We start from the raw sequence: 25,953 nt of genomic DNA, 5'->3' as shown, positions 1-25,953 counted from the left end.
GCGCGATATCCGATGGGTGGCGGCGGGCTTGATAGGCAAAGTATGAAGGGATCGAGAGGCCGGGGTCAGCCGGTGCCGAGGGAGTCGACCGAGGTGGCCAGCCACAGGATGACCGCCCCGATGCCGAGGTAGAACGCCGCGTCGAAACGCTTGGAGCGCACCCCGAGCAGCCGGGCCCGCTCATCCGAGAGGCCCAGCCGCAGTGCCGCCGCCGCCAGTGCCACGATGCCCAGCACGAACGCGCCGCGTCGCCACCGCTCGAGAATCACGAATCCGAGTGCCACCGCCACACCGATGAGCACCAGCGCGAGCGGCCACTGCGACCGTACCTGCGCCCACGTCAGCCGGGCGGGCCGCGTCCGCGACGGGCCGGCATCGGCACGCTGGGGCCGTTGCCGGTCGGGGGCGGGATGGGTCATTCGGGCCTCACGCCTCGGCGGCCAGCCGCTCGCAGCGCTCGACCACGTTGCTCAGCAGGAACGCCCGGGTCAGCGGTCCTACGCCGCCGGGGTTGGGCGAGATCGCGCCGGCCACCTCCCACACGTCGGGGTGCACGTCGCCGGCGAGCTTGCCGTCGAGGCGGGACACGCCCACGTCGAGCACGGCGGCGCCGGGGGAGACCATGTCCGGGGTGAGCATGTGCGGCACGCCCGCGGCGGCCACGATCACGTCGGCACGGCGGGTCTCGGCGGCCAGGTCGCGGGTGCCGGTGTGGCACAGCGTGACCGTCGAGTTCTCGCTGCGACGGGTCAGCATCAGCCCGATCGGCCTCCCGACCGTGACGCCGCGGCCGATCACCACGACGTGCGCGCCGTTCAGCTCCACGCCGAAGCGACGCAGCAGCCGGATACACCCGTTCGGGGTGCACGGCAGCGGGGCGGGCTCGCCCAGCACGAGCTTGCCGAGGTTGACCGGGTGGAGCCCGTCGGCGTCCTTGGCCGGGTCGATGCGCTCGAGGATCGCGTTCTCGTCCAGGTGCTTCGGCAGCGGCAGTTGCACGATGTACCCGGTACACGCGGGGTCGGCATTGAGCTCGTCGATCACGGCCTCGAGCTCGGCCTGCGTGGTCTCGGCCGGCAGATCGCGCCTGATGGAGGCGATGCCGACCTGCTCGCAGTCGCGGTGCTTCATTTTGACGTAGGACTGGCTGCCCGGGTCGTCGCCGACGAGCACGGTGCCGAGCCCGGGGGTGATTCCCTGGTCCCGGAGCGCGTCCACGCGCGTGGTGAGGTCGGCGACGATCTCGTCGCGGGTGAGCTTGCCGTCCAGCTTGATCGCGGTCACGGCTGCCAGTATCCCACTCCACGGCGGGCGCGCAGGCACGGCACTGCGAGAATGCCGGACATGACCGGAGCGGCTGTACGAGTGTTGTTCGACCGACCCTGCATCCCGCCCAACACCGGCAATGCGATCCGGATGGCCGCGGGCGCGGGCTGCGAGCTGCATCTGGCCGGCCCGTTGGGTTTCGACCTGTCCGAGAAGCATCTGCGTCGGGCGGGGCTGGACTATCACGACCTCGCCCATGTCGAGGTCCACGAGAACCTCGAGGCCGCGTACGAGCGCCTGCTGCCGGCGCGGGTCGTCGCGTTCACCGCGCGCGCCGACATGTCGCTACCGGACGTGAGGTTCGAACCGGGCGATGTCCTGCTGTTCGGACCGGAGCCCACAGGGCTCGCCCGGGAGGTGCTCGACGACGACAGGGTCACCGCGAGAGTTCGCATACCCATGTTGCCGGGCCGCCGCTCGATGAACCTGTCCAACGCCGCCGCGGTGGCCGTCTACGAGGCGTGGCGCCAGTTCGACTATCAGGGCGATGTGAGTTTCCAGTCCCCATGATTTAGAGTTTCGGTATGCCGAAATCTCGCACGGCCGGCACCCGTAACCACCCGGGTGGCCGAGTCGCCGGTGACGCCGTCGTCGTCGTCGCGGTCGTCGTTGCCAGGATCCGTGCGGCCTGCGCGGCGGCACCCGCCCTCCCCCGGCGCATCGCCGCGGCGGCCCTGGCGCTTCCGCTGGCCCTGTCGCTGACGGCCGGGTGTGCGGTTCCGACCACGCCCGGCGGGGACATCGACGACCGCGCCGAGTTCGTCGACACCGACGACCGACTGGTCGTGGCCACCACCTTCACGATCCTCGCCGACATGGCGCGCGTCGTCGGCGGTGACCGCGTACAGGTCGAGTCGGTCACCACCCCCGGCGCCGACGTGCATTACTACGAGCCCACCGCCGGCGACCTCCGGCGCGTCGAGGGCGCGGACCTGGTGATCAGCAACGGCCTCGGCCTGGACGACTGGCTACTGCGGTTCATCGACGGCACGGGCGCCCGGCACGTCGTGACGACCGACGGCATCGCCCCCGAGCCCGTCAGGTCGGGCAACTCGGTCGGCCACCCCAACCCGCACGCCTGGATGTCCCCCACCGACGGGGCCGCGTACATCCGCGTGATCGCCGACGCTCTCGGGGAGATCGATCCCGCCGGCGCCGCCGGGTACACCGCCCGCGCCGACGCCTACACCGCCGAACTCGAGGCACTCGCCGAACGGGCGCGGGACGCCGTCGCGACCATCCCGCCCGAGCGGCGCGTGCTCGTGACCTGCGAGGGCGCCTTCTCCTACCTCGCGCGCGACCTGGGGCTCGAGGAGCTGTACCTCTGGCCGGTCAACAGCGAGAACCAGGGGCTGCCGCGGCAGGTCACCGCGCTCATCGACGAGGTCCGTGAGCGCGAGGTGCCCGCCCTGTTCTGCGAGTCGACCGTCTCCGGCGACGCCATGGAGCAGGTCGCGTCCGAGAGCGGCAGCCGTGTGGCGGGCCTGCTGTACGTCGACTCACTGTCCGCCGAGACCGGCCCCGTGCCCACCTATCTCGACCTGCTCGACCACGACCTCCACACCATCACCCGGGAGCTGACCGCATGACCGTGCAGCCACTGCCCTACTCACCGCACACCGGGCCGCCCGCTGCGGTGGTCACCGGCCTCACCGTGGACCGCGGCCAGGTGCGCGCACTCGACTCCGTCTCACTGACCGTGCCGTCCGGCGAGATCACCGTGCTGCTCGGCCCCAACGGATCCGGCAAGTCGACCCTGCTGCAGACCCTGCTCGGCCTGGTCACCCCGACCGCCGGGGCCGTACGCATACTCGGGCAGCCGGTGCGGAAGGCGTTGCGCAGCGGCAGGGTGTCGACGGTCCCCCAGAAGGACGCGCTCGACGAGGGCTTCCCCATCACCGCTGCCGAGGTGGTCATGCAGGGCCGGCGCAGGTTCACCGGGGCGTGGCGCCGACCGTCCGCCGAGGACCGGGACGCGGTGGCCGAGGCGCTCGGCCGCGTGGGGCTGACCAGGGTGGCCTCGCGGCGCATCGGCGAACTCTCGGGCGGCCAGCGGCGCCGCGTCCTCCTGGCCCGCTGCCTGGCCCAGGAGGCCGACCTGCTGCTGCTGGACGAGCCGTTCAACGGCATGGACGCCGGCAGCGAGGAGGTCTACATCGACGTTCTGCGTGAGCTCACGGCCGCCGGCCGCACCGCCCTGATCTCCACCCACCACCTCGGCACGGTCGAGCGACTGGCCGACTCGGTCGCGCTGCTCAACGGGCGGCTCGTGGCGCACGGCCCGGTCACCGAGACTACTACCCCCCAGATCCTGTCGACACTGCTCGGCGCGCGCCCACCCGCGGCGGCCACCGCAGCCGACCACACCGCCGAGGAGGCCCTACCGTGATCGATCTCCTTCTCGAGCCGATGTCGTACGAGTTCATGCGCCGCGCCCTGCTCGTGGTGGCGGCCTCCGGGGTCGCCGGCGCGCTGCTGAGCTGCTGGCTGGTCCACATGGGCTGGTCACTGATGGGTGATGCGGTCTCGCACGCCGTGTTGCCGGGCGTGGTGATCGCGGCGATGACCGGGATCCCGTTCGCCGTCGGCGCGCTTCTCGCGGCGCTCGTGGCGGTCGCGCTTATCGGCGGGGTCCGCGAGGCCGGCACCGTCCGCGAGGACGCCGCGATGGGCATCGTGTTCACCGCCCTGTTCTCGCTCGGCCTGGTGCTCGTCGCCCGCTTCCCCAGCCAGCAGGACCTGCACTCGATCCTGTTCGGCAGCGTGCTGGGCGTCCGCGACTCCGACCTCATCCAGGTGCTGGCGGTGTCGGCGTTCACGGTGATCGTGCTGCTGGCCTTCCGTCGCGACCTCGTCATGGTGGCCTTCGACCGGCTCCAGGCCCACGCCCTGGGCCTGCGCACCCGCGCCCTCACCGCACTCCTGTTGGCGACGCTCGCCACCGCGACCGTCGCGGGGGTCCAGTCGGTGGGCGTGATCCTGGTCGTGGCGACCCTGATCATCCCCGGCGCGACCGCCCAGCTCGTGGCCGACACCATGCGGGGGACGATGATCCTCGCCGTCGTCGTCGCCCTTGTCGGGGGCGTGACCGGCCTGTACTTCGGCTACTACGCCGACCTCCCGCCCGGGCCCGTCGTCGTCCTCACCCAGGCGATCATCTTCCTCGTCACGCAGTTGTTCGCGCCCCGGCGCGGAGTGGTGCCACGGGCACTGGCGGGCGCACGCGCACGGCGATCGGGGATGATGGCGGCATGAACGACGACCAGCCTTTGCGCCTGGCGGATCTCACCCCCACCATCCAGGCCTATCTCATGGCCGCCCACGCGCTGGGTGCCGGGGGCGAGCCCGTGACCTCGGGAGCGATGGCCGAACGGCTGGGGGCGTCGCCGTCGTCGGTGAGTGAGGGCGTGCGCAAGCTCGTGGCACTGGGCCTGGCCGAGCACCGCCCCTATGCGCCTGTCGAGTTGACGGAGACCGGCCGCTGGCTGGCGGTGGCGATGGTGCGGCGCCACCGGATCATCGAGACGTTCCTGGCGCGCTGCCTGGACTACCCGTGGGACGCGGTGCACGCCGAGGCGGACGCGCTCGAACACGTGGTCTCCGACCGGTTCGTCGACGCCCTCGACGCCTTCCTCGACCACCCGCGGCGGGACCCGCACGGCGATCCCATCCCCACGCGCGACGGTCGCGTCGATCCCCTCGGCGACACGCCCCTCGATAGCGTCGGCGAAGGCTCTACGGGTGTCGTGACGCGGGTCTCCGACCGCGACAACGCCGTGCTGCGCCACCTCGCCGACATCGGCCTGCGTCCCGACTCGCCGGTGCGCGTGGTCTCCCGCCAGGTGGAGCTGGGGATCATCACCGTGTCACTTGGCGGCGAGCCGGTGCAGGTCGGCACGCCCGTCGCGGCGGCGGTGCGGGTGCGCCTCGACGAGGCCTGAGCCCCGCCGCGCACGAGTCCTACGGGGGCGCGACGACAACGACGACGACATCACCCCGTCCACCCGTTCGGCCCGCGGTCACTCAGGCGGCGCGATGGGCGAGTGCGGGCCGGGCCCGGGCGGCCGGGGTGCCCGTCGCCGAGCGGTCGGTCCGGACGGCCGACGCCGGCGAGCCCTCCCGTGCGGCCCGACTCTCCCGCGCGGCCCGACCCTCCCGCGCTTCTCGGCGTGCCCGTGCGGCCGGGGCCCGCAGGCCGAGCGCCACCAGCGTGGCGAGCACCATCACTCCGTCGATCAGAGCAGCCGCGGGCGCGCCCGTGACGTCGTGGCGCAGCAGGAGCACGGCGGTCATCGTCATGGACGCCTTGTGGAAGATCACCACGAGCCACAGCACGGCGGCGCCGGGCGGGGTGGCACCGAGATAGGCGGACAGGGCGGCGAAGACGAGCAGGCCGTACGCCCGCCAGTAGCCGGTCAGCTGGAACTCGGGCGTGATGGTGGGCGCCTCGAGTCCGGCGGCGATGCCCAGGATCGCCGCGACGACGGCGGTCGTCAGCAGCAGCGCCCGGTACAGCAGCAGGTGGAGTCGATCAATGGCCATGGTCGGTATCGTCGCCCGGCGGGGTCGTCGGGCACATCGGGGAGATCCCCCGGTTCGCACCTGAGATCCGGGCCCGGCGGTGCGAGGGCCGCTCGTGTCAGTGTGGCCGTTGCGTCTTAGGGCCTCTGCTGCGGTCGGCGGTTCTCCCGCCATTCGCACGACGCCGCCCGGCCTGGCCCAGCATTGCCCGGCCCTGCAGCCCGGCCCTGCAGCCCGGCCCCACGCCACCCGGTTGCAAGACGTCCCATCCCGGTCGCAAGACTTCTGGCGCGTTCTCTGCTCCTCTAATCGCACCTGCGGTCTTGCAGCTTCGTGTGCATGTCTTGCAACTCGGCTTTCGGCCCCGTCCGTCGGCCAGTCGGCCCTGCGGCACTGCGGCACTGCGGCTCGGGGGCGGTCTCGGTTAGAACATCACGCCCGGGTTGAGGATGCCCTGCGGGTCGAGTGCGGTCTTGATGCGCCGACTCAGGTCCATGACGTCCTCGCCGAGCTGGACGGGCAGCCACGGGGCCTTGAGCCGGCCGACGCCGTGCTCACCGGTGATGGTTCCGCCCATGCCGATCGCCAGGTCCATGACCTCGCCGAACGCCAGCTGGGCGCGGGCGGCCCGGTCGGGGTCGTCGTCCTCCAGAACGATGATCGGGTGGGTGTTGCCGTCACCGGCGTGGGCGACCAGCGCGATCGGGATGTCGCGGCGGGCGGAGATCTCCTCGATTCCGGCGACGAGCTGCGGAAGCGCAGGCAGCGGCACGCCGACGTCCTCGAGCAGCAGCGAGCCGACCTTGCCCAGGCTGGTGAACGCGGCGCGGCGGGCGACGGTGAACTGTTCGCCCTCATCCGGGTCGTCGGTGGCGAACACCTCGGTTGCGCCGTTCGCGCGGAACGCCTCGGAGATGAGCTCGGTCTCGGCCGCACGGTCGGCGCCGGTGAGGTCGGACTGCGCGAGCAGCATCGCCCCGGCCGAGGTGTCGAGCCCCATCCGCAGGTCGGCCTCGACGGCGCGGATCGAGACGTTGTCCATGAACTCGAGCATCGCCGGGCGGATGCGGCTGGTGATCGCCAGCACCGCCTCACTGCACGCCACCACGTCGGGGAAGATCCCCACGACGGTGGAGCGCGGCGGCTGCTCCGGGAGGAGTCGCACGATGATCTCGGTGACGATCCCGAGCGTGCCCTCGCTACCGACGAACAGCTTGGTCAGGCTGAGTCCGGCGGTGTCCTTGAGGCGCGCGCCGCCGAGACGGACCGCGGTGCCGTCGGCCAGGACGACGGTCATTCCCAGCACGTAGTCGGTGGTCACGCCGTACTTCACGCAACACAGGCCGCCGGCGTTGGTGGCGATGTTGCCGCCGATCGAGCAGATCTCGTACGACGACGGGTCCGGCGGGTACCACAGGCCGTGTTCGGCGACGGCCGCCTTGACCTCGGCGTTGTACAGGCCCGGCTGCACTGTGGCGGTACGGGTGACGGGATCCACCTCGATCGCCCGCATCAGCTCCGTCGACAACACGATCCCGCCCTCTACAGCCGTCGCACCGCCGGACAGGCCCGAGCCGGCACCCCGGGGAACGACGGGCACGCCGTGGGTGCTGGCCCAGCGCATGACCTCCCGGACGTCCTCGGTGGTGCGGGCTCGGACGACCGCCAGCGGCATGCCCGGGTGGGGCGCCTTGGCCCAGTCCTGGCGATAGCCCTCGAGCACGTCTGGGTCGGTGAGTAGCTGGGTAGAGCCCAGTCGGGCACGCAATTCATCGAGCTCGGCGGCGGTCACGCCATGACTCGCGGCGTCATGGTCGGCGGCACTGTCAGCGGTGGAGGCGCTCATGCCGTGTGAACCTACGCCGGCGCGCTGGCGTCGACTGTCTCATCGACGAGTTTCTCCCCCACCGAGGCGTCCTCACGCGTGGATCCCGCCTACCGCCCCCGGTTTCCCGACGACAACGCGATGCAGGCATAGTGTCCTGGTGCCCTCGACCCCCGGAGCAGGACAGTCAGCCCCGGGGACCGCTGTACCCGGGCCCGGCCCCGCGTGGTTCGGGGCCGTCATGGGCACCGGCGGCCTGTCGACTCTGCTGCAGCTGCACGCGGACGCCGTGCCGGGGTTCGCGACGGGTGCCGTCGTGATGCTCGTCCTCGGCTGGGTGTTGCTCATCGGCCTGGGCTCGGGGTTCGCCCGCTCGATCGCCCGCGATCCGCAAGAGTGGTCACGGTCGGTTCGGGACGCCACGATGGTGCCGCTGTGGGGCATGGTCTCGATGGGCCTGTTGGCGGTGGGGTCGGCGACGTTCGTCGTGACCGAGACCCGGGTTCCGTCTCTGGCGTCCGTCGCGTTCGGGGTGGATGCCGCGCTCTGGGGCGCCGGCACGGTGCTCGGTCTGGCCACGGCGTTGGGTTTCGCGGTGTGGCTGATCTCGAGACGCCCTGCCCATCCGCTCCCCACCTGGGCGTTGCCGATGGTGCCGCCGATGGTCTCGGCGACCGCCGGCGGGGTGATCGCAAAGCAGGTCAAGTCCGAGGCGATCCGGTCGATCCTGGTCGGCGCCTGTGTGGTCTGCTTCGCGGTGGCACTGGTTCTGGGCGTCGCGGTGATCGTGTTGGCCTACCACCACGCCTGGTTCCGCACTCCCGTGCCGGTGGCACTGTCGACCACCACGTGGATTCCGCTGGGGATCATCGGCCAATCGGCGGCTGCGGCGCAGGTGTTGTCGGGCCCGTCACTGTCCGGCCTCGCCCGCGTGTACAGCGCGGTGGTGCTGGTCGCGGGTGCGGGCCTGGGCGCATATGCGGTGTTCGTGACGATCCGCGGGTTCGTGGCGCGGATGCCGTTCAATACCGGTTGGTGGGCGATGGCCTATCCGTTGTCGACGTGCGGGCTGGGCTCGTACTTCCTGGGCTGGCAGTGGGCGAGCCTGCTGACGGTGGCGGTACTGATCGCCATCTGGCTGCTGTGTGCGGTCGCCAGCGTGCGCGCGATCGGCGGCGCCCCGCCACGCCTGACCCCGCGCCACGCCTGACCCCGCGCCGCTCTTGCCCCGTCACCTGAAGTCCCGGCTGCGCCCGATCGCCAGCCCGAGATGGAGCCGTTCGACCTTGTCGGCCACCACGCTGACCGCTCCGGAACGGTTCTCGACGGTGCCGCGGATGATGAGCGCCGGGGCCGAGGAGACGACGGGCCGGTAGCGCGCCCAGAGCCCGACCGAGCACACGATGTTGGTCATGCCGGTCTCGTCCTCGAGGCTGAGGAAGGTCACCCCCTCTGCGGTGGCGGGCCGTTGCCGGTGGGTGACGGCCCCGGCCACCTGGACACGACTGCCGTCGGGGACGTGCGCGAGGCCGGCGGTGGTGCACACGCCTTGGGAGTCGAGCCAGGGGCGGGCGTGGATGGTCGGGTACTCCTCGGGGCTGATGCCGGTGGCGGTGAGGTCGGCGGAGGTGAGTTCGAGGACGCTCATCCCGGGTAGAGCAGGGGCGTCGACCTGACTGAGACCGGGCAGCATGCCGGGCTTCTCACGGGCCGCGGTGGCCGCCGACCACAGTGCCGCCCGCCGCCCACCGGTACCGAGACAGTCGAGTGCGCCGGCGGTGGCCAGGGCCTCCATCTGCCGGACGCTCAGACCGGTGCGTCCGGCGAGGTCACCGGCGGAGGTGTACGGGCCGTGGGTGTCGCGTTGGTCGGCGATGGTGGCGGCCAGGTCGGAGCCGATGGCCCGCACCGATTCCAGTCCGAGCCGCACCTCGGTTCCCTGGTTCTCGCAGGTGGCGCCGCCGAGGGAGCGGTTGACGCACGGCCTGTGCACGGTGACCCCGTGCCGCCGGGCATCGGCGACCAGTGACTGGGGCGAGTAGAACCCCATGGGCTGGCTGCGCAGCAGGGCGGCGCAGAAGATCGCCGGATGATGGCATTTGAACCACGCGGAGTAATAGACGATCGCGGCGAAGGACTGCGAGTGGCTCTCGGGGAAGCCGTAGTTGGCGAACGCGCACATCTTCTCCCAGATCCGCTCCCCCACCTCGGGCCCGGTGTCTGGGGTTCCGGGCGGGCTGGCACCGATACCGTGCCGGTCGCGCATGCCGGTGAAGAACCGCTCGCGCAGCCGGGCCATCTTCTCGGGTGAGCGTTTAGCGCCCATCGCGCGGCGCAGTTGGTCGGCTTCGGCTCCGGTGAAGCCGGCGATCTCGGTGGCGATCTGCATGAGTTGTTCCTGGAACAACGGGATGCCCAGGGTCCGGCCGAGGACGGGTTTGAGCGCGGGGTGGTCGAAGACCGGCTCCTCGAGACCGTTGCGCCGCCGGATGTAGGGATGGACGGAGCCGCCCTGAATGGGGCCGGGTCGGATGAGCGCGACCTCCACCACGAGGTCGTAGAAGGTGCGCGGTTTGAGTCGGGGCAGGGTGGCCATCTGGGCCCGGGACTCCACCTGGAACACGCCCACCGAATCGCCGCGGCACAGCATCTCGTAGACCTCCGGGTCGGCCAGGTCGAGTTGGGCGAGATCCACGTCGAGGTCTTTGTGTTCGGCCGCGAGGTCGATGGCGTGGCGTAGGGCCGTGAGCATCCCGAGCCCGAGCAGGTCGAACTTGACCAGCCCGACGGCAGCGCAGTCGTCCTTGTCCCATTGCAGGACGGTCCGCCCGGGCATGCGCGCCCATTCGACGGGCACCACATCGGCCACGGGCCGGTCGCAGATGACCATGCCGCCGGAGTGGATGCCCAGGTGCCGCGGCAGGCCGACGAGTCTGCGGGCCAGCGCGAGCACATCCTCGGGGATGGTGCGTTCGGCCGTCTCCCGGTCATGGTTCTTCAGCCCTGACCAGCGATCGACGCTCTTGGACCAGGCGTCCTGCTGCCCGGTGGAGTAGCCGAGCGCGCGGGCGACGTCGCGTACTGCCGACCGGCCGCGGTAGGTGATGACGTTGGCGACCTGCGCGGCATGCTCGCGCCCGTAGCGGGCGTAGACGTACTGGATGGCTTCTTCTCGCCGGCCGGATTCGATGTCCACGTCGATGTCTGGTGGGCCGTCGCGTTCCGGGGACAGGAACCGCTCGAACAGCAGGTGGGCGCCCACGGGGTCGACGTTGGTGATGCCCAGGGAATAGCAGACGGCGGAGTTGGCGGCCGAGCCCCGCCCCTGACAGAGGATGCCCTCTCGTCGACAGAACTCGACGATGTCGTGGACCACGAGGAAGTACCCGGGGAAGCCGAGATCGGCGATCACCTCCAGTTCGCGATCGATCTGCGCGTACGCCTGGGGGGCCTGTTCCCGGGTGCCATAGCGGCGGGCGGCGCCGGCGTAGGCGTGGTGGGCGAGCATGCTGTCCTCGGTGTGGTCTGCGGGGACGTCGAAGGGCGGCAGCTCGGGCGCGATGAGGGAGAGGTCGAAGGCGCACTCCCGGCCCAGCCGGTCAGCGGCGGACACGGCGTGGGGCCAGCGCTCGAACAGGTCGGCCATCTCCTCTCCCGAGCGCAGGTAGGCACCCCCGGCGGCGGGCAGGTGGGCGGCGTGGCTCTCCAGCGCGTCACGAGCGCCGAGAGCGGCCATGACCGAGGCCAGACGCGCGTCCCGGGGGCCGGCGCAGTGTGCGGCGGTGGTGGCGACGACGACAAGACCCGCCTCCTCGGCGAGCCCGACCAGCGCGTCGCATCGTTCGGTGTCTTCTGGAACGCCGTGGCAGGTCAGCTCGACGATCACCCGGTCCCGTCCGAACAGGTCGACGAGCTGGCCCAGCGCCGTGCGGGCCGCCGCGACGTCGTGGTGGCCGGCTGCGGCGCCGTTTCTCTCGAGGGCACGTCGCACCCGGCCGCGTCGGCAGCCGGTGAGGATGTACCAGTGCCCGCCGGCGGCCTCGGCGAGTTCGGTGATCTCGTATCGCGGTTCGCTCTTGGCCCCGCCGCGCAGGTGGGCGTGGGCGATGGCACGCGAGAGCCGTCGGTAGCCCTCCTGCCCTCGGGCCAGGACGAGGAGGTGTTCGTCTCCGGGCAGGGACAGTTCCGCCCCGAACACGGTGGGCAGCCCGAGCTCCGCGGCTGCCTCGGCGAAGCGCACGACCCCGTACATCCCGTCATGGTCGGTGATCGCGAGCGCGGTGAGCCCCTGCTCGACGGCGGCTTCGACCATGGCCTCGGGAGAGGAGGCCCCGTCGAGGAAACTGAACGCGGTGTGCGCATGCAGTTCCGCGTACGGCACGCGGTCCTGCCCGTTCGACTCCGCCGGGTCCGGGGCCCTGTACGCGCCCCGCTTACGCGACCAGGCCGGGGTGTCGCCGCCGTCACCCGGATGCGGATTCTCGGGCCCGCGCGGGTTGGGCCGGCCGGACAGCACCCGTTCGAGTTCCGACCAGCTCTCGGGTCCGTGGTACCAGTTCACCGTGCACCACCTGCCCGCTGCGGGTGCAGCCCGCGGCGGGAAGAGTGCCCGTGGTCAGAGCGCGGTGAGGGACTCCACGACCCATGCCTTGGCATCGGTGGGCGGCTTGCGGCAGCTCTGCGAGCGGGCCGGGAGGGGCCGGGTGCCGGTCTCGACGCGCCACGCACGCCCGTCGGTGTGCCGGACAACCGCGACGTGGGGGCTATCGGGGTCGATGTCGACGACGAGGTCGTCGATCCCCGCATCCACATCGGCGTCCCGGACCGCCACTTCCGCGACCTGCCCGGCCGGCGGCCACGTGCTGCGACCACGCAGATGCTCGGTGACGACCCTGCCGTCCAACTCCGCCTCGACGATCCGGACCGCCAGGTCGGTCTCCGCGGGGCCGTACGTGTAACCGGTGCCGGGCAGCAGCAGGACCGGTGCGAAGCGGTGCCCTCCGGTATGCGAGCACTCCCACACCGCGGCCTCGGGATCGAGATCGCGCAGGCGCTCCCCCACCTGTTCGTCGAGTACGGCCGCGACGGGTCGACCGCGAACGGCACAGCACTGATCGCGCTTGGCATGGGTGCACACCAGCGGGACCGGCGCCATGACCTCGCGGGTTCCCGGCACGTCTCCGCCGGGCGAGAGATCCAGATCGAGCATGTCCTCAGGTCCCTCGACCCTGCCCACGCGGATGCTGCGGCTACCCGGCCGGGTGTCGCAGAGATAGAAGCGGTGGCGGTCGATGCGTTGGCCCTCGCGTCCGGGGCGCCGGATGAACAGCATGCGGGATCCGCAGTCCGCGACGTGCTTCCTGAGCCGCTCGGACAGCTCCTCGCCCAATGCCTCACCGTCGAAGATGTCGCGTCCCCAGCGTCCGGGAACCTCCAACAGGATCCACGAGGTCTCGTGGGCGGCGGTCCCTGCCGGCGGTTCGTCGTCGGACTGGAAGGAGCACCAGCTCGGCTGTGCGGCGGAATCGATGATTGACACGCCCCCATGGTGCCCCACGGGACAAGGATGTGTAACTGTAGCCACCTTGTGGGACAAAAGTGACTGGAGGGATCTAGCCTGGGAGTATGCGTATTCGACATCGCCGCCTTGCCGCGGCCGCCGCTCTCACCGCCGCCGCGTCGCTGGGGCTGGCGGGGTGCGGGGCCGACTCCTCGACCGATGCCCCCGTCTCCGGTCAGACCACCACCGCGGGTTCGTCTCCCGCCGCACTGGCCGACATCCTGTCGCCGGACGAGACCGAGGCCGCCGACCCGTCGAACGGCCCGTCCGATTCCTCGCCCAAGAGCGCGGAGGCGGACGAGTCCTCCCCCGATCGCACGCAGCTGGTCGTCTCCGAGATCCGCATGGGTGACTTCCAGGGCAAGGACCGCGTGGTCTTCGAGCTCGACGGCAGCGGCACCCCCAGCTACACGGTGGACTACGTGGACGCACCTGCCCAGCAGGGCAGCGGCTTCCCCATAGAGGTCTCCGGCGACTCGTTCCTCCAGGTGATGATCCACGGTCAGGTCCTGCCCACCGAGACCGACATGGAAGAGGCCCCTGTGGGTGTGATGACCGGCGATGCCGCGGCCGGGGTCACCGGCGTGGCCTTTGCCGGGCAGTTCGAGGGGCAGGCCCAGTCCGTGATCGGACTGGAGGGCACGGACCGCGGATTCTCCGCGTTCCTGCTGCAGAACCCGACCCGCCTGGTGGTCGACATCGAGCGCTGAGTCCCCGGACGCCTCGGGGACAACTGTCTGACCGTTCACTCGTAGACCCCCTCGACAGCCCATCCCCCCGGCTCGTCCCCGAGCGGGCGGCACAGCAGCAATGCCGCCGCCCTCTCGGGGACGACCTGCATCCGGGCCCGAGGCCGACGCGACGCGCCCCCGGGTGCGGGCTCCCACCACGCCTCGTCGACGGTCCACGGGCGTGACCAGCCCAGAAGCGGGCAGCGCCGCCCGCCCACCTCGACGACGGCGGGCCGACCACTGAGCAGGCCCCGCAGGGTCACCCCCACGGCGGTCCCGACCTCGGTGCGCAGCATGACTCCCCCGGACAGCGGAACCCGCGCAGCGACGGCGGCTCCCGGGTCACCGTTCTCGCGGATCTCCAGCAGATAACCCGGCCCCGGCCACACCACCGACGGTGACGGCGCCGGTAGCGCGCCCGGCCACGGGCCCCGGGCGACGGGCTCCGCGGGAGCGTCCCCGTACGGCAGCGACTGCACGCGCTCGGCCGGCCCACGCCCGCCCGCATCCACGGGGATGCGTACCGCCTCCGGCCCGAGCAGGCCCTGCACCCGCACCAGCGCGCGGTGGACCCGGGCCTCAGCCAGGCCCGCCTCACCCCACAGCCCTTCCTGCACGTGACCGGCGGGGACGACCTCCACCGGCTCGAGGGCCAGCGCGGTGACCGCTCCCCCGGCCCCGCCGGAGATCGCGGTACCGGTGAGCCAGCCCTCCAGCTGCCAGCGCAGTCGGTCGGCAGTGCCCTCCGGGGTCAGCGGCGCCGAGCATCGCCACACGCGGTTGACCTCCCGCCCGTCCTCCACGTGTGCAGTGATGGACAGCCTCAGGCAGGACACCCCTGCCGCCGCGAGCGTCTCGTGCAATTCGCCCGCCAACCGCCGTCCGAGGAATGCCGCCTCGTCGACGCGTTCCAGAGGCGGGTCGCACCGGTGCTCGATCGCGGACCCGGCCGGCACCGGGGTCACCGACGGCGGACGCCACGGCACAGCCCGAGCGATTCGGTGCGCGACGGTGCCCGCCTCACCGAAGCGGGTGGCCACGTCCCGGGGCGCGATCGCGGCGAAGTCACCGATCGTCCGCACGCCGAGCCGGTGCAGGAGTCCGACCAGTTCGGACAGCACCTCGAGATCCCCCAGCGCGGGCTCCACCACGAGAGCCCCCACGGGCAGGTCCGCCAGGTACTCGGCGTCCGCGCCCGGCTCGAGCAACGCCGATCCACGGGCTCCGAGCACCGCCGTGGGCAGCTCGTCCGCGAGCCCGACCTGGCACTCCACCCCGGCCGCCGCAACCGCGTCCATGACCCGGGTGACAACCTCCTCCACCCCGCCGTGGAACCGCAGTGCGCCGGCGGCGGAGAACACGAACAACCCGGGCCGCAATACCTCGATGCCCGGAACCACCGCGTCCAACGCCTGCACGACGGGCTCGAACCAGGCGGCATCGCGGGCCTCATCCGCCGCGACCACCACGAGCTCGGGACACCGGAACTGCGCCTCACGTCGACGTAGGCCGCGACGCACCCCGACCGCTCGCGCGACGGCGTTACACGCGAGCACGCCACGGGGCCCGACGACCGCCAGCGGCAGATGCAGGCCGCGCCCCTCGGCCCGGGCCGCCGCGACCGCCGGCCAGTCCGGGCACCACACCGCCATGACCCGGGCGCTCATCCCGCCGCCACCCATTCCGCGGTCCGGGCGGGGGCCGCGCGGCCGGAGCAGCGCACCACGGTGGAGACCGAGGCCAGCCGGCCCGCCCCCGCGCCCAGCCCTCCGTAGCGGCAGTGCCGGCCCGCCAGTGTGAGCTCCGCCCCGGGCCAGCCGGGGCCCACGAGCAGCACCGCGCCCGCGGCCCGCACCCGGCCGGCGATCACTCGCGCGCGTGAGGGGGGCACAGCCGCGACACCGGGCCCGAGCAGGACCAGATCCAGTCCGTCGATCAGCACGGACACGACCGCCGCGGCGTCAGGCCCGGGGTCGGGGACCAGCGCCAGACAGTCCAGCCGGCCGCCCTGCTCCGCCACCGCCGCCACCCCGAGTTCCGGCCACCCCACGACCGCACACCGGACCCCGGCAGCCGTGGCCGCGGCCAACAACCCGACCCGCAGCGTGGCGCTACCGCCGACCGCCGTGACCCGCCCCGCGGGCAGCACACCGCCTGGCAGAAGCCCGGCCACGGACCCCGGCACGGGCACCCCGGGCACCCCGGGAACTGCGGGAACTGCGGAAGCCACCGGTGGCGCCGATGCCGGCACCGCGAGCGGCGGAAAAGCCGGCAGATCCTCGGGAGCAGCAGACCGCCCTGCCGAGATCACTGCCGCCGCCGACGACAACGAATCCGACGGGGACCCCGAAGCCTCGGGGAAGGTCCCTGTACCTTCAGATGTCTCCGCACCCTCGGTCGACGAGAAGGCCGCGGCACCCGGGACCGACCGAGCTGCGGCCGGAAGTCCGCCACCGGGCATGGACGCCAGTCGACGCCGCAGCTCAGCCACCCGATCAGCAGTACCGAGCTCCGACAGGTCCGCACCCGAACGGTCGACAGCAGAACCGCGCACTACCATCATCAGAACCTTCCGCCACGGGCGACACGCCGCCAACGCCTAAATCGAACTATTTTTCGACCGTGACGAACAGTGAACACTACGGGTACGACACTGCGCAAGAACGCCTGTTCGATAACAGTTCCTGTCGCGGTCGCCCCCGGGATGGCTGTTTACGGTGGTGCGGGAGGGTCCGGTGTGAGCGTTGTCGTCGTCGATCCTGCTGTTCATCCGGACTCCACCCACGATGTCGTACCGGGGGCCTACCCTCGGTGACCATGAAGGCCTCCATCGGGAATCGCATCGTGCTCATCGGCGCCGGGGACGTGGGTATCGCGTACGCGTATGCCCTGGTCAACCAGGGCCTGGCCGACCATCTGGCGATCATCGACATCGACCACGACAAGCTCGTCGGCGAGGTCATGGACCTCAACCACGGCGTCGTCTGGGCGCCCTCCCCCACCCTCGTCACCGAGGGCACCTACTCCGACTGCACCGACGCCACCATGGTCGTGATCTGCGCCGGCGCCGCACAGAAGCCCGGCGAGACCCGAATCGACCTCGTCGGCAAGAACATGACACTGTTCGAAAAGATCGTCGGTGACGTGATGGCGACCGGCTTCGACGGCATCCTGCTGGTCGCCACCAACCCCGTCGACATCCTCACCCAGGCCGCCTGGCGCTACTCCGGGCTGCCCGCGAGCCAGGTGATCGGCTCCGGCACCGTTCTCGACTCCGCACGGTTCCGGTTCATGCTCGGCGAGCACTACGGCGTCGCCCCCATGAGCGTGCACGCCTCGATCATCGGCGAGCACGGTGACACCGAGTTGCCCGTCTTCTCCTCCGCCAACGTCTCCGGGGTGCCCCTGCGGCGCGATCTCGACGGAGACCCGGCCAAGCGGGAGCGGCTCACCCAGATCTTCACCGAGACCAGGGACGCCGCCTATCGGATCATCGACTCCAAGGGCTCGACCAGCTACGGCATCGGTATGGGGCTGGCCCGCATCACGCGCGCGATCCTGCGCAACGAGCAGGTGTCACTGCCCGTCTCAACCCTGCTTCGGGGCGAGTACGGGCAGGAGGGCATCTACATCGGCGTGCCCGCCGTGATCGGGCGGACCGGCGTGCAGAGGGTGGTGGAACTGGAACTCGACGAGACCGAACGGCAACAGTTCGCCCGCAGCGCGAGTGCGCTGCGGGCGGTGTCGGAGCAGTTCGAGGTCTTGCGCTGAGTCAGGGAGCTCCGGGCGGATCGCTGGCCGGGAACGACTCCTCGCCCCACTCGTCGGCCAACTCGTCCTTCGAGTTCGGGCGGTTGTCCCGCTCGTCCTTCTCTTCCGACTTGTTCTCGGCGTGGTCAGAGTTCTGCGGATTCGACATGCACCACTCCCCTCCTGCCGCACCGGGGCGTGCGACGTGCTCCACGGTACCGGTCAGTGCGGTGGCTTCAACCGAATGGACGCGGGTCGGATTCCGGAAGCGTTCAGCGGACGGAAGAAGCTGGTGGGACGTTCGGCGGCCCGGCTCGATCCGGGGATTCGGGGGCAGTCCGACGCGATCAGGTGAACGATGGGACCGAGAGAGGGAGACGACCGTGCACACCACCGATTACACCGACACCCTGATCCTTCCCGCGCCAGACACCAAGGCGCAGACGGCGACGGCCCCGCCGGCCGGTAAAGGATCGATCGCCGAGCTGCAGTACGAGCGGCTCTCGGCCGGCGACTACGTCTGGACCAGCGACGACCTGATCTTCGATGCGCACTGCCAGCGCAAGGGGATCGCCGAAGCCGACCGGCCCGCTGCACGCGCGCAGTTCTTCTCCAAAGGACAGCCGTGCCTGCGCACCTCGCCGCTGGCCAAAACCTACGGGTGGGCGTTGCACTTCGATTCCGCCGGGCGGATCGCGCTGCTGCCCATGGGCTCTGAGCGCGTGGCCGAACTGGAAGCCGATCCGGCAGTGACGGTCAGAGCCGCGATGAAGAGCTCGCGCTGACCCGATGCGGATCGGGGCGGGCTCTTCTGGCGGACGGTTGCCGGGTTGCCGGGTTCAGCTTCTCACCTGGCTCTGGTTCTAACCTGGTTCTGGCTCTAGCCGGGCTCGGCGTCCGGGAGAGCGCGCAGCCAGTCCAGGACCGGGCGGGTGATCGCCTCCGCGAACTGCGCGTATCCGCCTGGGCCGGGGTGCGCGCCGTCCCCCGCGGCCACCTCGCGCATCCACGCCCCGCCGGGCCGCAGCGCATCGAAGGTCGGCACGAACGGAACACCCGCCTCGGCGCACACGGACGTGATCGCCTCCGCGCGGGCCACGGTGCGCGCATTGACCTCGTCCCACAGGACCGGCGGCGGGCCGACCACCAGGAACCGCCCTCGCGGCGCCCGGCCGATCATGCCGCGCAGCGCCGCGACCGTTCCCTGCTCATCGACCCGTTCGACCTCGACACCGGGCTCGGCCCCCGCGACATGCATGACGTCGTTGACCCCGAACTCGGCGATCACGGCGGTGGTCGGGAACGCGGCCCGACGCCGGTCGACCTCATCCCAGCGGGCCAGGATCATCTCCGAGGTGTCCCCGCCGATCCCCGCGACCGTGGCGTGCAGGTGCAGATCCTCGCGGGCGGCTGCCTCCACCAGGAGCGCGGTCCAGCCGCGGCCGGTCTCGTCGCCGTAACCAGCCACGAACGAGTCGCCGATGATGCACACGGGCAGGTCGCGGGGTTCGCTCACGACGTCACAGTAGCGTCGTCGACAGGAATTCGTGCACGGCCACTCGGCCGATGAGTCACATTGCGCTCCGCGGCGGCGAGCGGTCACAAATGCGACGAAACCCATTCCGCGACCTCGGAGAACGTGAGCGGGTGGGACCACTCGCCGGGGAGGCGGCGGATACGTGCGGAGCAGGCCGGGCGGGCCGGGCAACTGGTCGGCCTCACCTCAGCGCTCCGGCCCCGGGCCGGGGTCTCCGAGACGGTCAGTCGAGGTGGCGGGACTGCGCCCAGCGGGTCAGCGCGTGCCGGTTCGACTGCTGGGTCTTGCGCAGCACGTTCGAGGCGTGTGTCTCCACGGTCTTGACCGAGATGAACAGCTCCTCGGCGATCTCCTTGTACGTGTAGCCGCGGGCGAGCAGCCGCAACACCTCTTTCTCGCGCGGGGTGAGGGAGTCGACCTCGGGGTCGTGCACGGGCTCACCGCGATCCTCGGGCCCGGGGGCGGCGCGGGCGAAGGCATCCAGCACGAAGCCGGCCAGTCGCGGGGAGAACACGGCGTCGCCGTCGGCCACCCGGCGCACGGCATCGGCCAGCTCGTCGCCGGAGATGGTCTTGGTGACGTAGCCGCGGGCGCCGGAGCGGATCACGGCGATCACGTCCTCGGCTGCATCCGAGACGCTCAGCGCGAGGAAGGTCGGCACGTGCGCGGCCTCCGCCTGCGCACCGCCGGACGTCGCGCCGGGGCCCACAGCGCTCGAGCCAGAAGCCGCCGAGCCAGCAGAGCCCGAACCAACCGAGCTCGAGCCAGCAGCACCGGACGCCAGCACCGATCGCAGCACGGCCACGCCGCCACCGTCGGGCATGTGGACGTCGAGCAGCACCACATCAGGTTGCACGCGCCCGATCCCGGCTACCGCCTCGGCCACGGAGCCGGCCTCGCCGACTACCTCGATCGCGGCCTGGCCACCCAGTTCGGCGCGCACGCCGCTGCGGAACACCGCATGGTCGTCGACGAGGAAGACGCGGCACGCCCTACTGCCGGCCGCGCCGGCCCCACCGACCGCAGCCGCGCCAGACTCCCCGGCCGAAGCCGCACCGGCCACGCCGCCCACCACCGGCTCACCCGTCACCTGCGCACCTGCATCATTCGCCCTCCAGCGGCATCTCGATCCCGATCTCGGTCCCCCGCCCGAGCGTACTGCGCACGGTGACGGCGCCCCCGCGACTCTCCACGCGGTGCCGGATCGACTGCGCGAGTCCGTGTCTGTCGGCGGAGACCGCGTCGGGGTCGAAGCCGGCGCCGCGGTCGCGGACGAACGCACTCAGCACGCGCCCGTCGTTCTCCACGAAGACGTCCGCGGTGTCGACGCCGGCGTGCTTGGCGACGTTGACCAGCGCCTCGCGGACCGCGCCGAGGACGGCCTCCTCCGTGTCGCCGACCGCGCCGTCGCCCCCCACCACCACCTGGTCGATGCGCAGTCCGTACGCGTCCTCGAGGTCGCCGACCATCACCTCGACCGCCCCGGCCACGGTGGTCGCCCCGGACGACATGCGCGAGCCGGCGCCGAAGAGCCACTGCCGCAGTTCGCGTTCCTGGCGTCGGGCCAGGCGCGTGACCTGCGCGGGGTCGTCGGAGCGCTTCTGGATCAGGGCGAGGGTCTGGAGGACGGAATCGTGCAGGTGGGAGGCGATGTCACTGCGCTCGGCCTCCCGGATCCGCGCAGCACGTTCCTCCTCGAGCGAGTGCCACAGCCGCAGCCCGACGGGGACCGACAGCAGTCCGACGCCGACCAGCGTCGCGACCACCGCGAGGAGAGACGACCGGAGTGCGGCGAACTCGACCTGTCCCAGGACGACGACCGCGAGTCCGACGACGACGAGGGTCGCCCCTGCCGTGACACGGGCCCAGTCGAAGGCGGACCGTGGTGAGACCTTTCCCCCGCGGTCGTACTGCTGCCAGACGAGCCCGGCGCCCAGGGCCACCACGAGGACGGGGACGATGACGTTCAGTCCCGTGGCGGTGGTCAGCATGAACGACAGCACCGCGCCCACCATCGCGACCGCGACCAGCGCCTTGCCGTGTCGGCGTTCGCGCGGATCGACGGGGGGCGCGTCCACGCGGGCGGGGGCGGACGGCAGGAGCACCCACAGCGCCGAGTACAGGACCACGCCGGCACCGGAGAGGATGGCGAACAGAACCATGGCCAGCCGCACGTGGGTGACCTTGACGCCGAGGTGCTCGGCCAGGCCCGCGCACACGCCGCCCACGACGGAGGCGTCGGTGACCCGGGTCAGCCGTGGGTACCACCGGAAACCGGCCGGAACCGTGCCGGGCGGACGCAGCGCCGGGGCACCCGGCGGCACCGGGCCGCGCGGCCCCGGGCGCGTCGCGGGCCCGTTTGCCGGAGCGGGCGGGCCCGCGGATTCGGCGTCCGACGCACGCACGGGCTCGACCGGCGCGGGGTCGGTCGCGTTCTCACTCATGAAACCAATGGTCACAGATCGTCCCGGGGTCCGCATCGGGGGCCGACCCTGAGATTCCCGGGGTCCGGATATCAGGGTCGGTCCCCGATGTGCCCGGGCCCCCGGCCGAGCACGATGTGAGTCATGTCCAGCACGAGTACCCACGACCTGTCAGCAGAACTCCGCTCCCTGTGGCGGACCCGTCCCGTCCGGACCCCGGATGATTCCAAGATCGCCGGCGTCTGTGGCGGATTCGGTCGGCGCTACGGCATCGACCCGGTGCTCATCCGCGTCGCGTTCGTCATCGCCGCCCTCTGGGGTGGCGCGGGTGTGTTCCTCTACGCGCTGATGTGGCTGCTGCTCCGTGCCGCCGGAGACGAGGCGTCCAAGGGCGAGGCGCTCATCGGCCGGGGCCGGGCGTCCGGGTCCAAGCTGACGGCGGTGGCGCTCGTCGTCGTCGTCCTCATCTCGGCTCCGACCTTCGGTGGCTCCGGGCAGACCTTCCTGCTCGGCGCCGGGTTCCTCATGACCGCGGCGATGCTGGTCGGCTGGTACGGGTTGTTCCGACGCTCCCCCGAGCCGCCGGTCGGCTGGGCCGACGTGTCGGCGCCGCGTGCCCCGGGCGCAGGGTACGGCGCCGGTGGTCCGGCCGGCGCGACCCACCCGGGCGCCGCCCCCGGCCCGTGGCAGCAGCCCGGCTCCGGCCCCGACGCCCCGCACGGCCCGCCGGTCCCGCCGTCGTGGGATCCGCTCGGCGCCGCCCCCTTCGCGTGGGACCTGCCCGAGCCCGGCATCCACATCGCCGACAAGGCGCAGCCCGCCCGCAGGTCGCGGCTGACCAAGATCACGCTCGGCCTGGCGCTCATCGCCGCGGCAGTCGCCGCCGGCCTGTCCACGATCGGCGGTCTGGCCTGGCTGGACGCGACGCGCATCGCCGCGGTCGCCCTGGCCGTGGTGGCCGGTGGACTGCTCATCGGCGCGTTCACCCGCCGCGGTCACGGGCTGCTGGTGGTGGCCGGCCCGCTCGCCGGGTTCGTGCTGCTGGCCTCGCTCGTCCAGGTGCCCGAGGGCGGCTGGGAGACGATCGGCGAGAAGCGAGTGGAGATCACCTCCCCCGAGCAGCTGAACGTCCCGGTCGCCCATGAGCTCGGCTCGGTCCGTGTCGATCTGCGCGGACTCGAACTCGACCGCGACCGCACCTACAGCATCTCCAACGAGGTCGGCGAGGTGCGCGTGCAACTGCCCGAGGGCCTCGAGGTGGACGCGAACTGCCGCGTCGAGGTGGGCAGCATCGACTGCCCCGCCCCGTCCGAGAACCCCGACGGCCCCGTACTGACCCTGGATGTCTCCACCGAGATGGGAAGCGTGAAGGTGACCCGATGAACACCATGAACCCGCAAGACCAGTTCCCCGAGCAGCCGTTCCGCGAACAACCGTTCCCCGAGCAACCGCTGTACGAGCCGCTGCCGTACGGGACCGGGTTCTCGAACCCGCAGCCGCTGGGCTTCGGTGTCGGGCCGGTGGAGCTCGGGGTGGCGGCCGCGGGCACGACCGGGAGCACCGTGGAGGTGACCGACCGCAAGCGGGCCGGGTCCCCGATCCTGGCCGCGGCGGGTCTCCTCTCGATGGCGGTGGCCGTGTGGGCGATCCTCGGCGGGCCGGTTATCACCCCGACCGTCCTGCTGGCCGGCGGGCTCGTGCTCACCGTGCTCGTGGGGCTCATCATGGTGGTCCGGCGCTGACCCACTCCGTGGCCGCGGCCGGTCCCTGGTCCGGATCCGCGGCCCGATATGGTCGGGCGATGCCCGTCCCGTCCGACCCCGCGCGTCCCGAGTCCGACAACCCGGCGTCAGGCAGTCCGTCACCCGAGGAGGCGTCCGCCGACGCGGCGGCGACGGTCGACCGGGTCTGGGAGCTGCGGCGACGGGCGGAGGAACGGCCCTGGTGGCAACGGCCGGCCGTGGGTGTCCTGGCCGCGACCGGGTTCACGCTGATCGCCAATCCGGCTCTGCTTCCCGGTGGCCTCGCGGTGTCCCTGACCGGTCTGGTCGTCATCGTGGCGGCGGCGGTCATCGCCGCCGTCATCGCTGTTCGACGCGCGAGCCTCCGGGGCCACAGCGGCAGCATCGAGATGCCGGAGCCGCCGGGACACCGGTGGTGGCGTAGCCCCGCGCTCGCCGGCCCCGCCGTGTTCACCGTGGTCTTCCTCGGCAATCTCGTCGGCGCGTTTGACCACTGGCCGATCCTCGTCGCCACCGCGGTCCTCGTCGGGATCGCTCTGGTGCGCACCTTCCCCCGGTACGAGACCGCCGACCACATCGCCGGGAGCCGGCTGCAGAATCCGCCCGAACTGACGGCTGACACCGCGGCCGCTCTCTCCGACGGCTCGCTCGCGACGGACGTGCTGGAGCTGCTCGTCCTGCAACACCACACCGGCGAGCGGCGCATCTCGTGGTGCGCTGACGTCCTCGGCACCGACGCCGCCGACATCCGGGACCGCATCGCCCGCGGCCGGCGCTGGCTCGAACTCCCGGCGACCGAGGTCCACGCCCTCGCCACCGCAAGCTGGGTCCGGCTCTCCGGCGAGGGGCGCAGGGCGCTCTCCTACGCCTGAGTCACTCCCACTCGATGGTCCCCGGCGGCTTGCTCGTGATGTCCAGCACGACGCGGTTGACGTCCGGGACCTCGTTGGTGATGCGGTTCGAGATCAGGGCCAGCGTCTCGTACGGCACCCGGGTCCAGTCGGCGGTCATCGCGTCCTCGGAGCTCACCGGCCGCAGCACGATCGGGTGCCCGTAGGTGCGGCCGTCGCCCTGCACGCCCACCGAGCGCACGTCTGCCAGGAGCACGACCGGGCACTGCCACACGGTGGAGTCCAGACCGGCGGCGGTCATCTCCTCGCGCGCGATCGCGTCGGCAGCGCGCAGCGTGTCGAGTCGTTGCTTGTCCACCGCGCCGACGATGCGGATCCCCAGCCCCGGGCCGGGGAACGGGTGGCGGCCGACGATCGCCTCGGGCAGGCCGAGCTCCCGGCCCACGGCCCGGACCTCGTCCTTGAACAGCAGTCGCAGCGGCTCGACGAGGGTGAACTCCACGTCGTCGGGCAGGCCGCCCACGTTGTGATGGCTCTTGATGGTGGCCGTTCCGGAGCCGCCGCCGGACTCCACGACGTCCGGGTAGAGGGTGCCCTGGACGAGAAAGTCGACGGACTCGGCGTCGTCCCCCTGGAGCTCCAGCGCCCGGGCGACGGCGCGCTCGAAGGACCGGATGAACTCGCGGCCGATGATCTTGCGCTTGGTCTCGGGATCGGTGACCCCGGCCAGGTGGCCGAGGAACACGTCCGCATCGTCCAGCGTGATGAGCGGGGCGCCGATGGCGGCGGCGAAGTCGGTCTCGACCTGCTCCCGCTCCCCCGCACGCAGCAGTCCGTGGTCGACGAACACACAGGTGAGGCGATCGCCGATCGCGCGCTGCACGAGCGCGGCTGCGACGGCCGAGTCCACGCCGCCGGACAGACCGCAGATCGCGCGGCCGTCGCCGACCTGCTCGCGCACGGCCTCGATGAGCTGCTCGGCGATGTTGGCCGCGGTCCACGAGGGCTCGAGTCCGGCGACCTCGGTGAGGAAGCGGCTCAGCACCTGCTGGCCGTGCGGCGAGTGCAGCACCTCGGGGTGGTACTGCACCCCGGCCATCCGGCGCTCGGGGCACTCGAAGGCGGCGACCGGTGCGCCCGGCGAGGAAGCGGTCACGGCGAAGCCCTCGGGCGCGGCGGTCACGGCATCGCCGTGGCTCATCCACACCGGGTGGTGCCCGGGCATCCCCGCGTGCAGCACGCCCCCGTCCACCGTCATGTCGGTGCGGCCGTACTCGCGGTTCCCGGTCTGCGCCACCTCGCCGCCGAGCGCCCGGGCCATCGCCTGGAAGCCGTAGCAGATGCCGAACACCGGCAGGCCCAGCTCGAACACGGCCGGGTCGAGCGACGGCGCGTCCTCGGCGTACACGCTGGACGGCCCACCGGACAGGATCAGGGCGACCGGGTTCTTGGCCCGGATCTCCTCCACCGTCGCGGTGTGCGGGATCACCTCGGAGTAGACGCGGGCCTCACGCACGCGCCGCGCGATGAGCTGCGCGTACTGGGCGCCGAAGTCGACAACGAGCACCGGTCGCGGTGCCGCCGCCTCTGCGGTGAGCTGGGAATCGGTCGTTGCGTTCTCGGCCACGCGCTCGAGTCTATGCGCCACGTCGTCGTCGTCGTACTCAGGCCGTCCCCGCCCGCCCCC

General features: G+C 71.8%; 25 protein-coding genes. 12 read left to right on the top strand and 13 right to left on the bottom strand.

Annotation, left to right across the window (positions count from 1 at the left end; translation table 11 throughout):
• Positions 1-65: 65 nt before the first annotated feature.
• Both ACWIE7_RS06230 and ACWIE7_RS06225 read right to left on the bottom strand, forming a co-directional pair.
• Positions 66-419 carry a DUF3017 domain-containing protein gene (locus tag ACWIE7_RS06230; protein ID WP_452099172.1) on the bottom strand — a complete coding sequence of 118 codons (354 nt, stop codon included), beginning with the start codon at positions 417-419 and terminating at the stop codon, positions 66-68.
• Positions 420-426: 7 nt separating this feature from the next.
• Positions 427-1,284, bottom strand: a complete 858-nt coding sequence (locus ACWIE7_RS06225; RefSeq protein WP_452099171.1) for a bifunctional methylenetetrahydrofolate dehydrogenase/methenyltetrahydrofolate cyclohydrolase — start codon at positions 1,282-1,284, stop codon at positions 427-429.
• Positions 1,285-1,344: 60 nt separating this feature from the next.
• On the opposite strand from ACWIE7_RS06225, the gene ACWIE7_RS06220 reads away from it, so the two are divergent.
• The 5 genes from ACWIE7_RS06220 to ACWIE7_RS06200 are packed head-to-tail and all read left to right on the top strand — an operon-like array spanning position 1,345 to position 5,267.
• Entirely contained in the window at positions 1,345-1,836 is a 492-nt protein-coding gene (locus tag ACWIE7_RS06220; RefSeq protein WP_452099170.1) for a tRNA (cytidine(34)-2'-O)-methyltransferase, read from the top strand.
• Positions 1,837-1,850: 14 nt separating this feature from the next.
• Positions 1,851-2,915, top strand: coding sequence for a metal ABC transporter substrate-binding protein (locus ACWIE7_RS06215; protein WP_452099169.1), 1,065 nt, complete (start codon positions 1,851-1,853; stop codon positions 2,913-2,915).
• Positions 2,912-3,715 (top strand): metal ABC transporter ATP-binding protein, encoded by an 804-nt coding sequence (locus ACWIE7_RS06210; protein WP_452099168.1) that lies wholly within the window; start codon positions 2,912-2,914, stop codon positions 3,713-3,715. The genes ACWIE7_RS06215 and ACWIE7_RS06210 overlap by 4 nt, the downstream gene beginning before the upstream one ends.
• On the top strand, positions 3,712-4,581 hold the full coding sequence (locus ACWIE7_RS06205) for a metal ABC transporter permease (RefSeq protein ID WP_454058789.1): 870 nt from the start codon (positions 3,712-3,714) through the stop codon (positions 4,579-4,581). The genes ACWIE7_RS06210 and ACWIE7_RS06205 overlap by 4 nt, the downstream gene beginning before the upstream one ends.
• Positions 4,578-5,267, top strand: coding sequence for a metal-dependent transcriptional regulator (locus ACWIE7_RS06200; RefSeq protein WP_454058790.1), 690 nt, complete (start codon positions 4,578-4,580; stop codon positions 5,265-5,267). The genes ACWIE7_RS06205 and ACWIE7_RS06200 overlap by 4 nt, the downstream gene beginning before the upstream one ends.
• Positions 5,268-5,349: 82 nt before the next feature.
• Here the strand turns inward: ACWIE7_RS06200 and ACWIE7_RS06195 are convergent, their stop codons facing one another.
• Together ACWIE7_RS06195 and ACWIE7_RS06190 are read right to left on the bottom strand one after the other, a co-directional pair.
• Positions 5,350-5,868 carry a hypothetical protein gene (locus ACWIE7_RS06195; RefSeq protein WP_454068822.1) on the bottom strand — a complete coding sequence of 173 codons (519 nt, stop codon included), beginning with the start codon at positions 5,866-5,868 and terminating at the stop codon, positions 5,350-5,352.
• 403 nt (positions 5,869-6,271) lie between these two features.
• Complete coding sequence (locus tag ACWIE7_RS06190) at positions 6,272-7,693, bottom strand: FAD-binding oxidoreductase (RefSeq protein WP_454068821.1); 1,422 nt, start codon at positions 7,691-7,693, stop codon at positions 6,272-6,274.
• A gap of 139 nt (positions 7,694-7,832) precedes the next feature.
• On the opposite strand from ACWIE7_RS06190, the gene ACWIE7_RS06185 reads away from it, so the two are divergent.
• Positions 7,833-8,882 carry an SLAC1 family transporter gene (locus ACWIE7_RS06185; protein ID WP_454068820.1) on the top strand — a complete coding sequence of 350 codons (1,050 nt, stop codon included), beginning with the start codon at positions 7,833-7,835 and terminating at the stop codon, positions 8,880-8,882.
• A gap of 21 nt (positions 8,883-8,903) precedes the next feature.
• On the opposite strand, the gene ACWIE7_RS06180 is transcribed toward ACWIE7_RS06185, so the two are convergent.
• Together ACWIE7_RS06180 and ACWIE7_RS06175 are read right to left on the bottom strand one after the other, a co-directional pair.
• Entirely contained in the window at positions 8,904-12,233 is a 3,330-nt protein-coding gene (locus ACWIE7_RS06180; RefSeq protein ID WP_454058794.1) for an error-prone DNA polymerase, read from the bottom strand.
• Positions 12,234-12,287: 54 nt separating this feature from the next.
• The gene (locus tag ACWIE7_RS06175; RefSeq protein WP_452099159.1) at positions 12,288-13,211 is read right to left on the bottom strand and encodes a sucrase ferredoxin; all 924 of its coding nucleotides are present in this window, start codon (positions 13,209-13,211) and stop codon (positions 12,288-12,290) included.
• A gap of 86 nt (positions 13,212-13,297) precedes the next feature.
• On the opposite strand from ACWIE7_RS06175, the gene ACWIE7_RS06170 reads away from it, so the two are divergent.
• Positions 13,298-13,942, top strand: a complete 645-nt coding sequence (locus ACWIE7_RS06170; RefSeq protein ID WP_452099158.1) for an AMIN-like domain-containing (lipo)protein — start codon at positions 13,298-13,300, stop codon at positions 13,940-13,942.
• A 35-nt stretch (positions 13,943-13,977) separates the two neighbouring features.
• On the opposite strand, the gene ACWIE7_RS06165 is transcribed toward ACWIE7_RS06170, so the two are convergent.
• Together ACWIE7_RS06165 and ACWIE7_RS06160 are read right to left on the bottom strand one after the other, a co-directional pair.
• Positions 13,978-15,630, bottom strand: coding sequence for a DNA polymerase Y family protein (locus ACWIE7_RS06165; RefSeq protein WP_454068819.1), 1,653 nt, complete (start codon positions 15,628-15,630; stop codon positions 13,978-13,980).
• Positions 15,627-16,163, bottom strand: coding sequence for a hypothetical protein (locus ACWIE7_RS06160; RefSeq protein ID WP_454068818.1), 537 nt, complete (start codon positions 16,161-16,163; stop codon positions 15,627-15,629). The genes ACWIE7_RS06165 and ACWIE7_RS06160 overlap by 4 nt, the downstream gene beginning before the upstream one ends.
• A gap of 617 nt (positions 16,164-16,780) precedes the next feature.
• On the opposite strand from ACWIE7_RS06160, the gene ACWIE7_RS06155 reads away from it, so the two are divergent.
• A complete protein-coding gene (locus tag ACWIE7_RS06155; RefSeq protein WP_452099155.1) occupies positions 16,781-17,734 on the top strand; it encodes an L-lactate dehydrogenase in 954 nt (317 codons plus the stop codon).
• 1 nt (position 17,735) lies between these two features.
• Here ACWIE7_RS06155 and ACWIE7_RS06150 read toward each other — a convergent pair whose 3' ends face one another.
• Positions 17,736-17,882 carry a hypothetical protein gene (locus tag ACWIE7_RS06150; RefSeq protein ID WP_230930168.1) on the bottom strand — a complete coding sequence of 49 codons (147 nt, stop codon included), beginning with the start codon at positions 17,880-17,882 and terminating at the stop codon, positions 17,736-17,738.
• A 214-nt stretch (positions 17,883-18,096) separates the two neighbouring features.
• On the opposite strand from ACWIE7_RS06150, the gene ACWIE7_RS06145 reads away from it, so the two are divergent.
• Positions 18,097-18,498 carry a DUF6157 family protein gene (locus tag ACWIE7_RS06145; RefSeq protein WP_454068817.1) on the top strand — a complete coding sequence of 134 codons (402 nt, stop codon included), beginning with the start codon at positions 18,097-18,099 and terminating at the stop codon, positions 18,496-18,498.
• A gap of 95 nt (positions 18,499-18,593) precedes the next feature.
• Here ACWIE7_RS06145 and ACWIE7_RS06140 read toward each other — a convergent pair whose 3' ends face one another.
• The 3 genes from ACWIE7_RS06140 to ACWIE7_RS06130 form a co-directional block, all read right to left on the bottom strand.
• The gene (locus ACWIE7_RS06140; protein WP_454068816.1) at positions 18,594-19,229 is read right to left on the bottom strand and encodes an SGNH/GDSL hydrolase family protein; all 636 of its coding nucleotides are present in this window, start codon (positions 19,227-19,229) and stop codon (positions 18,594-18,596) included.
• Between the two features lie 244 nt (positions 19,230-19,473).
• Entirely contained in the window at positions 19,474-20,208 is a 735-nt protein-coding gene (locus tag ACWIE7_RS06135; RefSeq protein ID WP_454058802.1) for a LuxR C-terminal-related transcriptional regulator, read from the bottom strand.
• Positions 20,209-20,353: 145 nt separating this feature from the next.
• Positions 20,354-21,694 carry an ATP-binding protein gene (locus ACWIE7_RS06130; protein ID WP_452099151.1) on the bottom strand — a complete coding sequence of 447 codons (1,341 nt, stop codon included), beginning with the start codon at positions 21,692-21,694 and terminating at the stop codon, positions 20,354-20,356.
• A gap of 123 nt (positions 21,695-21,817) precedes the next feature.
• Here ACWIE7_RS06130 and ACWIE7_RS06125 point away from each other — a divergent pair, with 123 nt between their 5' ends.
• From ACWIE7_RS06125 to ACWIE7_RS06115, 3 genes are read left to right on the top strand one after another with little or no spacing between them, the layout of a single operon-like run.
• Positions 21,818-23,056 (top strand): PspC domain-containing protein, encoded by a 1,239-nt coding sequence (locus ACWIE7_RS06125; protein ID WP_454068815.1) that lies wholly within the window; start codon positions 21,818-21,820, stop codon positions 23,054-23,056.
• A complete protein-coding gene (locus tag ACWIE7_RS06120; protein WP_454068814.1) occupies positions 23,053-23,415 on the top strand; it encodes a hypothetical protein in 363 nt (120 codons plus the stop codon). The genes ACWIE7_RS06125 and ACWIE7_RS06120 overlap by 4 nt, the downstream gene beginning before the upstream one ends.
• A gap of 59 nt (positions 23,416-23,474) precedes the next feature.
• Positions 23,475-24,287 (top strand): hypothetical protein, encoded by an 813-nt coding sequence (locus ACWIE7_RS06115; protein WP_454068813.1) that lies wholly within the window; start codon positions 23,475-23,477, stop codon positions 24,285-24,287.
• Position 24,288: 1 nt separating this feature from the next.
• Here the strand turns inward: ACWIE7_RS06115 and guaA are convergent, their stop codons facing one another.
• Complete coding sequence (gene guaA / locus ACWIE7_RS06110; RefSeq protein WP_454058548.1) at positions 24,289-25,893, bottom strand: glutamine-hydrolyzing GMP synthase; 1,605 nt, start codon at positions 25,891-25,893, stop codon at positions 24,289-24,291.
• Between the last annotated feature and the right edge of the window lie 60 nt (positions 25,894-25,953).

The sequence above is a fragment of the Dietzia sp. NPDC055343 genome, assembly GCF_053645265.1.
The sequence above is the reverse complement of the archived record's forward strand: the minus strand, read 5'-3'. Positions and strand labels throughout refer to the sequence as shown.

Bases quoted from the DNA above. Each gene is read 5' to 3' on its own strand.
- ACWIE7_RS06125 (WP_454068815.1), top strand. From the start codon at position 21,818: ATGTCCAGCACGAGTACCCACGACCTGTCAGCAGAACTCCGCTCCCTG.
- ACWIE7_RS06190 (WP_454068821.1), bottom strand. From the start codon at position 7,693: ATGAGCGCCTCCACCGCTGACAGTGCCGCCGACCATGACGCCGCGAGT.
- ACWIE7_RS06230 (WP_452099172.1), bottom strand. From the start codon at position 419: ATGACCCATCCCGCCCCCGACCGGCAACGGCCCCAGCGTGCCGATGCC.
- ACWIE7_RS06200 (WP_454058790.1), top strand. From the start codon at position 4,578: ATGAACGACGACCAGCCTTTGCGCCTGGCGGATCTCACCCCCACCATC.
- ACWIE7_RS06210 (WP_452099168.1), top strand. From the start codon at position 2,912: ATGACCGTGCAGCCACTGCCCTACTCACCGCACACCGGGCCGCCCGCT.
- ACWIE7_RS06155 (WP_452099155.1), top strand. From the start codon at position 16,781: ATGAAGGCCTCCATCGGGAATCGCATCGTGCTCATCGGCGCCGGGGAC.
- ACWIE7_RS06130 (WP_452099151.1), bottom strand. From the start codon at position 21,694: ATGAGTGAGAACGCGACCGACCCCGCGCCGGTCGAGCCCGTGCGTGCG.
- ACWIE7_RS06120 (WP_454068814.1), top strand. From the start codon at position 23,053: ATGAACACCATGAACCCGCAAGACCAGTTCCCCGAGCAGCCGTTCCGC.
- ACWIE7_RS06150 (WP_230930168.1), bottom strand. From the start codon at position 17,882: ATGTCGAATCCGCAGAACTCTGACCACGCCGAGAACAAGTCGGAAGAG.
- ACWIE7_RS06115 (WP_454068813.1), top strand. From the start codon at position 23,475: ATGCCCGTCCCGTCCGACCCCGCGCGTCCCGAGTCCGACAACCCGGCG.
- ACWIE7_RS06215 (WP_452099169.1), top strand. From the start codon at position 1,851: ATGCCGAAATCTCGCACGGCCGGCACCCGTAACCACCCGGGTGGCCGA.
- ACWIE7_RS06170 (WP_452099158.1), top strand. From the start codon at position 13,298: ATGCGTATTCGACATCGCCGCCTTGCCGCGGCCGCCGCTCTCACCGCC.
- ACWIE7_RS06220 (WP_452099170.1), top strand. From the start codon at position 1,345: ATGACCGGAGCGGCTGTACGAGTGTTGTTCGACCGACCCTGCATCCCG.
- ACWIE7_RS06195 (WP_454068822.1), bottom strand. From the start codon at position 5,868: ATGGCCATTGATCGACTCCACCTGCTGCTGTACCGGGCGCTGCTGCTG.
- ACWIE7_RS06165 (WP_454068819.1), bottom strand. From the start codon at position 15,630: ATGAGCGCCCGGGTCATGGCGGTGTGGTGCCCGGACTGGCCGGCGGTC.